Here is an 8,734-nt window from a genome sequence, read left to right on the forward strand (position 1 = left end):
TTGACAGTTCCCCGATGGTCGGCTTCCGGCTTTCGCCGCCGCAGCTCCACACGTGGTCGCACTCCCCTGGGCTTCGGGCGCAGTGCCGCATCACGATGGAGGGGCCGACGCGCCGCTCCGAGGTCCTGCGCGCCGTTCGGTCGGTGATCGAGCGTCATGAGTCCTTGCGTTCAAGGCTGGTCCCGGTACCCGGTCTGGCGACGCCGCTGCAGCTGGTGGACGACGGCGGCGAGCCGGAGTGGATCGACGACGTTCTTCCGGACGACGCCCTCGCCGCGGCCGAGGCGGTCGACCGGGCGGCCGACGCCGACGTTCGCGCGCCCTCGGGCAGCGGCCCGGACGGCGGCGCGGTGCGTGCCCGCCTCATGGCGGGCTCCGACCGGGCCGTCCTCGTGCTGACGGCCTCCGGGGTGTTCGTCGACCGTCGGTCTCTCGCCGTGATCTTCGAGGACTTCACCGCCGCACTCGCGGGGCGCACCCAGGAGGAGGTGTCGCTGCAGTACCTGGACGCGGCGGAGTGGCTGCACGAGCAGACCGGCAGCGACGAGGCGCGGGCTCGGATGGACGGATGGCTCGGGCGGGAGTTCGCCGCCGCGGCTGGGCTGCCCATGCCTTTCGAGCCCGGATCCGGAGTTGGTTCCGCAGCGGTGCGCGTACCCGTCGACGGCCCGACGGCCGCGGCGGTGGAACACGTGGCGACCCGGATCCGCTGTTCGGCCACGGCGGTTCTCCTCGGAGCCTGGCAGGTGCTGCTGTGGCGGCTCACCGGCGAGGAGCGGATGGTGACCGCCCTCCTCCCCACATCTCGGGGTCTGGACGAACTCCAGGACGTGATCGGGAACTTCGAGAGTCCGGTCCCCCTGCTCACCGCGATGGAGCCGGCCCAGGCCTTCGCGGCCCTCGCCAAGGACCTCGACGAGGCGTGGGCAGACGCCGCCGTGGACCAGTTCTCCTTCGACGGGACGCGGACGACGGAGCCGGCGCCCTTCAGCTTTGCCCGCACCGAGCTGCCGGCCGAGGCGCGCGCCGACGGACGGCGCCTGGCCATGGAGGGCCTCGCCGTCTCACCGGCCGGATCGCTCCTGCACCTCGACGTGGTCCAGGGAGCACAGGGCGAGCTCACCCTGAGCGTCGTACACGACGTGCGGCGGATGTCGGCTCGGCACGCGGAACGGATCGCCGGTCAGCTCGCCTCCGTCGTTCGCGCCGTCGTCGCCGACCCGGAGGCCCCGGTCGGCGACATCGGGCTGGCGGACGAGGAGGAGAGGGCGCGCGTCCTCGCGCGGGGGACCGGTGAGCGGCGCCCGCACTCGGCGCCCCAGGTCGTGCACGCGCGTTTCGAGCGCTGGGCCGCGGCACGGCCCGACGCGCTCGCCGCCGTGTGCGGAGGCCGCCGCCTGACGTACGGCGAGGCCGAGCACCGGGCGAACCGGCTCGCGCACGCCCTGCGCTCGCGGGGGGTCGGGCCGGACGTGCCCGTCGGGCTGATGACCGAGCGATCCGTCGAGTACGTCATCGGCCTGCTCGCCGTCCTCAAGGCAGGCGGCGCGTTCGTCCCTCTCGATCCGTCCCTGCCGGCCGCCCGGCTCACCCGGATGATCGAGGACGCCCGCCCGGCGGCGCTCCTCACCCGGGGCGGCCTGACCGGCCCCGCAACGGCACACGGGATCCCGGTGCTCGACCTCGACGGTGCCGCAGAGCCGGACCGGCTGCCGGACACGCCGCCCGCGGTGGACGTCCATCCGGACCACCTCGCCTACCTCATCTTCACCTCGGGATCGACGGGACGCCCCAAGGCGGTCGGCGTACCGCACCGCGCCATAGGCGCCTACGTCGAAGGCGTCGTACCGGAGCTCGCCCTGCCCGAGGACGCCGTACTGGGCACGCTGGCGACCACCGCGGCCGACCTCGGCCACACCGCGGTGTTCGGCGCCCTGTGCACCGGCCGGTCGTTGTTCCTCGCCGCGCCGGACGAGGTCCTGGCGGCCGACGCGCTGGTCCGCCGCTTCCGCGAGCAGCCCGTCGACATGCTGAAGATCGTCCCCTCTCACCTCGCCGCGCTTCTCGACGCCGAGGACGCCGCCGAGCTGCTGCCCAGGGTCTGCCTGGTGTTCGGCGGAGAGGAGCTTCCGGCGTCCCTGGCGGAGCGGGTGCGGAAGCTGCGTCCAGGATTGCGCGTCGTCAATCATTACGGGCCGACAGAGACGGCCGTCGGTGCTCTCACGTTCACGGTGGCGGACGGGGCCCCGGACCAGGTGCCCATCGGGCGCCCGCTTCCGAACTATCGCTCCTACGTCCTGGACGAGAAGCTGCGCCCCGTGCTGGAAGGCGCCCCCGGAGAGCTGTACATCGGGGGCCCCGGCGTCGCCCGAGGCTATGAGGGGCAGCCCGGCGCCACGGCTGACCGCTTCCTCCCCGACCCCTTCACGGACGAGCCCGGTGCGGTCATGTACCACACGGGCGACCTGGTCCGGCAGCGCCCGGACGGCGCCTTCGTGTTCCTGGGTCGCGCCGATCAGCAGGTGAAGATCCGTGGGCACCGGGTAGAGCTGCGCGAGATCGAGGCGGTGCTCCTGCGCGGCGAGCGCGTGAGCGATGCCGCGGTCGTCGTACGTTCCGACGGCTCCGACCCGAGTCTCGCGGCGTATGTCGTCGCCCGCCGAGGCGCCCACCTGACGACCGCGGAACTGACGGAGCAGCTGCGGGCTGAGCTGCCCGACCACATGGTGCCGACCGCGGTCGTCGTGCTGCCGGTTCTGCCACTGACCCCGAACGGGAAGGTGGACCGGCGGGCGCTGCCGGCGCCGGACCCCGACGCGTCCAGGGCGGCGAGCCACGTAGCGCCGCGTACGGAGACGGAGACCCTGCTCGCGGGGATCTGGGCGGACATCCTCGGCTGCGAGAAGGTCGGCGTGCACGACGACTTCTTCTACACGCTCGGCGGCAACTCGCTGGGGGCCACCCGCGTCGTCGTCCGCGTGCGGGCAGCCACCCAGGTCGCGCTTCAGGTCGCCACCTTGTTCGAGTCCTGCACGGTCGCGCAGCTGGCCGAAGTGATCGACGCCGAGCGCGCGGCGGGCAAGGCGGACGCGGATGACGCGATCACGCCCATCGAGCGCACCGGGCCGCTGCCCCTGTCCTACGCGCAGCGCCGCATCTGGGTGCTCTCCCAGGTCGACGGCGCGAGCGCCGCCTACAACATCCCCGCGGCCCTCCGCATCAGCGGCCCCCTGGACACCGCCTGCCTGGTACGCGCGCTGAGTGAGGTGGTACGCCGCCACGAGGCGCTCCGCACGAACTTCGTGACGGTGGACGGCGTTCCCGCACAGATCGTCCGCGAAGCGTCGGCCATCGACGCGCCGGTGGTGGACATCGCCGCTCCGGACGTGCCGTCCAGGGAGCGGGCCTTCGCGGCGCGGGCCTTCGACCTGGAGCGCGACGAGCTGTTCCGGGCCGAGATCCTGCGCGTCACGCCCGAGGAGCACGTACTGCTCCTGTGCCTGCATCACATCGTCTCCGACGGTTGGTCGACCGCTGTGCTCTGGGAGGAGGTCGTGATGCTGTACACGGCGTTCCGGGCGGACCAGCCCTCTCCCCTCGCGCCGCTGGCGATCCAGTACGCCGACTTCGCCACCTGGCAGAACCAGCGCCTGGAATCCGACCGGATCCGTCCGCAGCTGGAGTACTGGACGGAGCAGCTGCGCGGACTGCCGGCCCTGCTGGACCTCCCCACCGACCGGCCCCGGCCCGCCGTCCAGGGGGCCGGGGGAGCGACCGTCCCGATCACCCTCGACCGGGCCACCACGGACGCGCTGCGCGCGCTGGCCGGGGAACGGCAGTCCACGATGTTCATGGCGCTGCTCACCGCGTTCAACGTCCTGCTGTCGCGCTACACGAGCCAGGAGGACATCGCGGTCGGCACGCCCATAGCGAACCGTACGCGTGCCGAGGCAGAGGCCCTGATCGGGTGCTTCTTCAATACGCTGGTGATCCGGACCGATCTGTCCGGGGACCCGTCCTTCGAGGACCTGCTGGGGCGGGTGCGCGAGGTGACGCTCGCCGCCCAGACGCATCAGGATCTCCCGTTCGAACGACTCGTCGAGGCGCTGAATCCGCCGCGGGACCCCGGGCACACGCCGCTCTTCCAGGCTCTCTTCGTCTACCAGACCGCGCCCGGCGACGGGCGCGGCATGGACGGTCTCGGGATCGAGCCGCTGGCTCTGCCGGGAAGCGTCGCGAAGTACGACCTCACCGTCGACCTGGTCGAGAACGACGAGGGGCTGACGGGGCGCGTCGAGTACCGCACGGATCTCTTCGACGCTGCGACGATCGAGCGACTGGCCGACCACTTCACGGGGCTGATCCGGGCTGCCGTCCGCGAACCGGCCACCCGAATAGGCGAGTTCACCTTCCTCGGTGAGCCGGAGCGGGAGCTCGTCCTTGCCGACTGGAACCGGGACTACGTCGCTCGGACCGATGAGCCGTTCGTCGCCGACGCCTTCGAGGCGCGTGCGAAGGCCGCTCCCGAGGCCACGGCACTGGTGTTCGGCGACCGCTCGCTCACCTATGGCGAACTCGACCGGGAGGCGGACCGACTGGCGCGGATCCTGCGGTCCAGGGGCGTCGCCGAGGATGTCATCGTCGGCCTGTGGACCGAGCGGTCGGTCGAGATGGTCGTCGCCATGCTCGCCGTGCTCAAGGCGGGCGGCGCGTACGTTCCGATGGATCCCGGCGCTCCCGCCGGCCGGATCGCGTACATGATCGAGGACACCGGGCTGCGGTTCGTGGTCGCATCGGCGGCCCGTTCGGCGGAGTTGCCGGAAGGCGTCGAGCTCATCGACCCGAAGACGGACGCCGACGCGGACGGATCCTCACCGACCCGGTCCCTCCGCCCCGACCACCTGGCCTACGTGATCTACACGTCCGGGTCCACCGGCCGCCCCAAGGGCGTGATGGTCGCACAGCGGAACCTGGCGGGGTTCTTCGCCGCCATGGACCAGCGCCTCGGCGGCTCCGCGCCGGGCACCTGGCTCGCACTGACGCACTACACCTTCGACATCTCGGTCCTCGAACTGCTGTGGACCCTGACGCGCGGTTTCAAAGTCGTGCTCGTCGGCGAGGAGCTGGTGCTGAGCGATGCCCGGAAACCCGGCTCCGACAGGACGGTCGACTTCAGCCTGTTCTACTTCGCGAGCGACGCCGGCGAGCGCGGGACGGACAAGTACCGCATGCTGCTCGACGGTGCGCGCTGGGCCGACGAGCATGGTTTCGCGGCGGTGTGGACACCGGAGCGGCACTTCGGAACGTTCGGCGGGCTCTATCCGAACCCGGGCATCACCGCCGCCGCCGTCGCCGCTTCCACGAAGCGGATCGGAATCCGCACCGGAAGCCTGGTGCTCCCGCTCCACAACCCGATCCGGGTCGCCGAGGACTGGGCGATGATCGACAACCTGTCCGACGGGCGCGTGGGGCTTTCGATTGCCTCCGGCTGGCAGCCCCACGACTTCGCCCTCGCGCCGGAGAACTTCGCCGACCGCAAGGAGATCATGTTCCGCGACCTCGACGTCGTTCGGAAACTCTGGCGCGGCGAGGCGGTGCGGACGGTCTCGGGAACCGGCGACGACATCGAGGTGCGGACGCTGCCCCGCCCCGTGCAGCCTGAGCTGCCCGTCTGGATCACGGCGGCGGGCAACCCGGAGACGTTCCGTCGCGCCGGCGCCGTCGGCGCCAACCTGCTGACCCACCTGCTCGGGCAGTCGGTGGAGGACCTGGCGCGTTCGCTCGAGGTGTACCGCACCGCCCGGAGGGAGGCCGGACACGCCGACGAAGGGCATGTCACGTTGATGCTCCACACGTTCGTGTCGGACGACGAGGAGTTCGTCCGACGGACCGTGCGTGAGCCGTTCAAGAACTACCTGCGCGACTCCGTCGATCTCGTGCGTCCCATCGCCCGCTCGCGTGGGCTGGAGATCGAGGACTTCGACGAGAAGGACCTCGACGCGCTCCTTGACCACGCGTTCGACCGCTATTACGGCGACAGCGGGCTCTTCGGTACTCCGGAGCAGTGTGTGCCGTTCGTCGACCGGCTGCGCGAAACCGGGGTGGACGAAATCGCCTGTCTCATCGACTTCGGCGTCGGCACGGAGGAGGTGCTGGCGAGCTTCGAGCATCTCGACACCTTGCGCCGGACCGTTTCGCCGGCCCCCGGGGAGGCGCCGCGCGAGGACATCGCCGGGCTCATCGAGCTCCACGGGGTGACGCACCTGCAGTGCACTCCGTCGCTCGCCGCGCTGCTGGTCGCCGACGACGACGCACGACGGTCCCTGCGCGAGCTGGACTGGATGCTCGTCGGCGGCGAGGCGCTGCCGCCCGCGCTGGCCGGTACGCTGTCCGCGACCGTCGGCGGCCAGGTGCTCAACGTCTACGGCCCGACCGAGGCGACCATCTGGTCCACCAGCCATACGGTCACCGGCGCCGACAACTCCATCGGTCGTCCGCTGTCCAACACCCGGGTCTACGTCCTCGACGGACGGCTCAACCCGGTCCCGGCCGGCGTACCCGGAGAACTGTGCATCGGCGGCGACGGCGTCGCGCGCGGCTATCTGCACCGGCCTGAACTCACGGACGAGCGGTTCGTCCCCGACCCCTTCGCGGCGGACGCCGAGGCCCGGATGTACCGCACGGGTGACATCGTGCGCTACCGACCAGGCGGTGAACTGGAGTTCGTCGGACGCCGCGATCACCAGGTCAAGGTGAACGGCTTCCGGGTGGAACTCGGCGAGGTGGAGTCGGCCCTCGCCGACGCGCCGGGTGTACAGGCGTCGGTGGTCGTGGCGGACGACGACGGGCGCGGCGGCAAGCGGCTCGTCGCCCATGTCGTCGCGACGGACGGATTCGACGTCACCCGGGCGCGCGGGCACCTGGAGGAGCGGCTGCCGCGGTACATGATCCCCGCCCTGTTCGTCGAACTGCCCGCGCTGCCACTGCTGCCCAGCGGGAAGGTGGACCGCAAGGCCCTGCCGGACCCGCTCCCCGAACAGCGGCCGGCCGACTCGTTCCTCGCGCCGCGGACGCGGGTCGAGGAACGGCTGGCACAGATCTGGAGCGAGCTCCTGGGACAGCCGAGCGTCGCCGCAGACGACAACTTCTTCGAGCTCGGCGGCGACTCGATCATCGCGATCCAGATGGTCTCGCGCGCGAAGAACGCGGGGGTCGTCCTCTCCGCCCGCGACCTGTTCCGGTACCAGACGCTCGCCGAACTCGCCACGGCGGCCAAGGAGGGCGCCGGACCGCGAGCGGAGCAGGGCCTGGTCCTGGGCGACGCGGAGCTGGCCCCCATCCAGCGCTGGTTCTTCGAGCAGGAGCTCGCCGACGCGCATCACTACAACCAGGCCGTCCTGGTCGACGTCACCGCGGGAGGGCTCGACCTCGACCTGCTGGCGGGGGCACGCGACGCCGTCGTACGACACCATGACGCCCTCCGGAACCGCTTCGTCCGTGACGCGGCGAGCGTCCGCCAATGGACGAGCGCACCGGAGGAGAAGAGCGAGCCGGTCGAACGCCTCGACCTGACGGATGAACAGCCATCGTCCTGGGCCAGGGCTGTCGCCGCCATGCAGGCACGGACCCACGGCGCCCTGGACCTGCGGAACGGGCCACTGCTGCGCATGGTCTACATCGACTACGGCGGAAGGCGTCCGGCCCAGGTCTACACCGTCATCCACCACACGGTCGTCGACGGAATCTCGTGGCGCGTCCTCATGGAAGACCTCCAGGCGTGCTACGAGGCGCTGCGCGACGGCCGCCCCGTGCGGCTCCCGCCGAAGACCACCTCGTACAAGGAGTGGGTCGCGAGGCTCCAGGCACACGCGGCCGACGACGAGGCCCAGGCCGAACTCGCCTACTGGGCGCGCCAGGTCGAGTCGCCGACGGCGCCGCTGCCGCGCGACCGGGACGGGGCGAACACCGAGGCGACGGCGCGGACGGTCACCGTGGAACTCTCGGCCGACGAGACGACCACGCTCGTACGCGATATGCACGCCGCGCACAAGACCGACGCGCACGACGTGCTGCTCCACGCGCTGGGCGAGGCGTGCGCGCCGTGGACCGGCTCTCGACCACTCCTCGTCGATGTGGAGGGGCACGGCCGCGAGGAGCTCTTCGACGACGTGGACATCTCGCGCACCATCGGCTGGTTCACGGCGATGTATCCGCTGCGCGTCGACCCGTCGGCCGGGGCCGACGGGCTGCGGGCCGTGAAGGAGCAGGTGCGAAGCGTCCCGAGGCGCGGTGTCGGATTTGGCCTGCTGCGTTATCTGGCCCCTGACCGGTCCGTTCGCGAACGGCTGGCCCGCGGGAGCCAGGCGGAGATCGTCTTCAACTACCTGGGACAGGCCGACGCCTCGCGGTTGCCGGACTCGATGTTCAAGCTGTCCACGGACCCCGTCGGCGCCTCGCACGGTGCGGCGCAGCGGCGCAAGCACCTGCTGAGCGTCAACGGAATCGTGGCCGACGGGCGCCTCCGCGTCGGCTTCACCTTCAGCGAGGCCGTGCACGAAGCGGAGACCGTCGAGGCCCTCGCCGCCCGGTTCACCGCCTCGGTCCGGCAGGTCGTCGAGGACTGCCGCACGGGCCGGCTGAAGGTCGACCCGTCCGCGTTCCCGGACATCGACCTCACCCAGGAGGAGCTCGACGACCTTCTCGAGGAACTTGAGAGCTAGGACGGGACTGACGC

General features: G+C 71.4%; 1 protein-coding gene. It reads left to right on the top strand.

From position 1 onward, the window contains the following. The first annotated feature begins 14 nt into the window (after window positions 1-14). Entirely contained in the window at window positions 15-8,720 is an 8,706-nt protein-coding gene (locus OG710_RS24300; RefSeq protein ID WP_330242331.1) for an amino acid adenylation domain-containing protein, read from the top strand. Window positions 8,721-8,734: the final 14 nt, after the last annotated feature.

This window comes from Streptomyces sp. NBC_00525 (genome assembly GCF_036346595.1).
Taxonomy (GTDB): domain Bacteria; phylum Actinomycetota; class Actinomycetes; order Streptomycetales; family Streptomycetaceae; genus Streptomyces.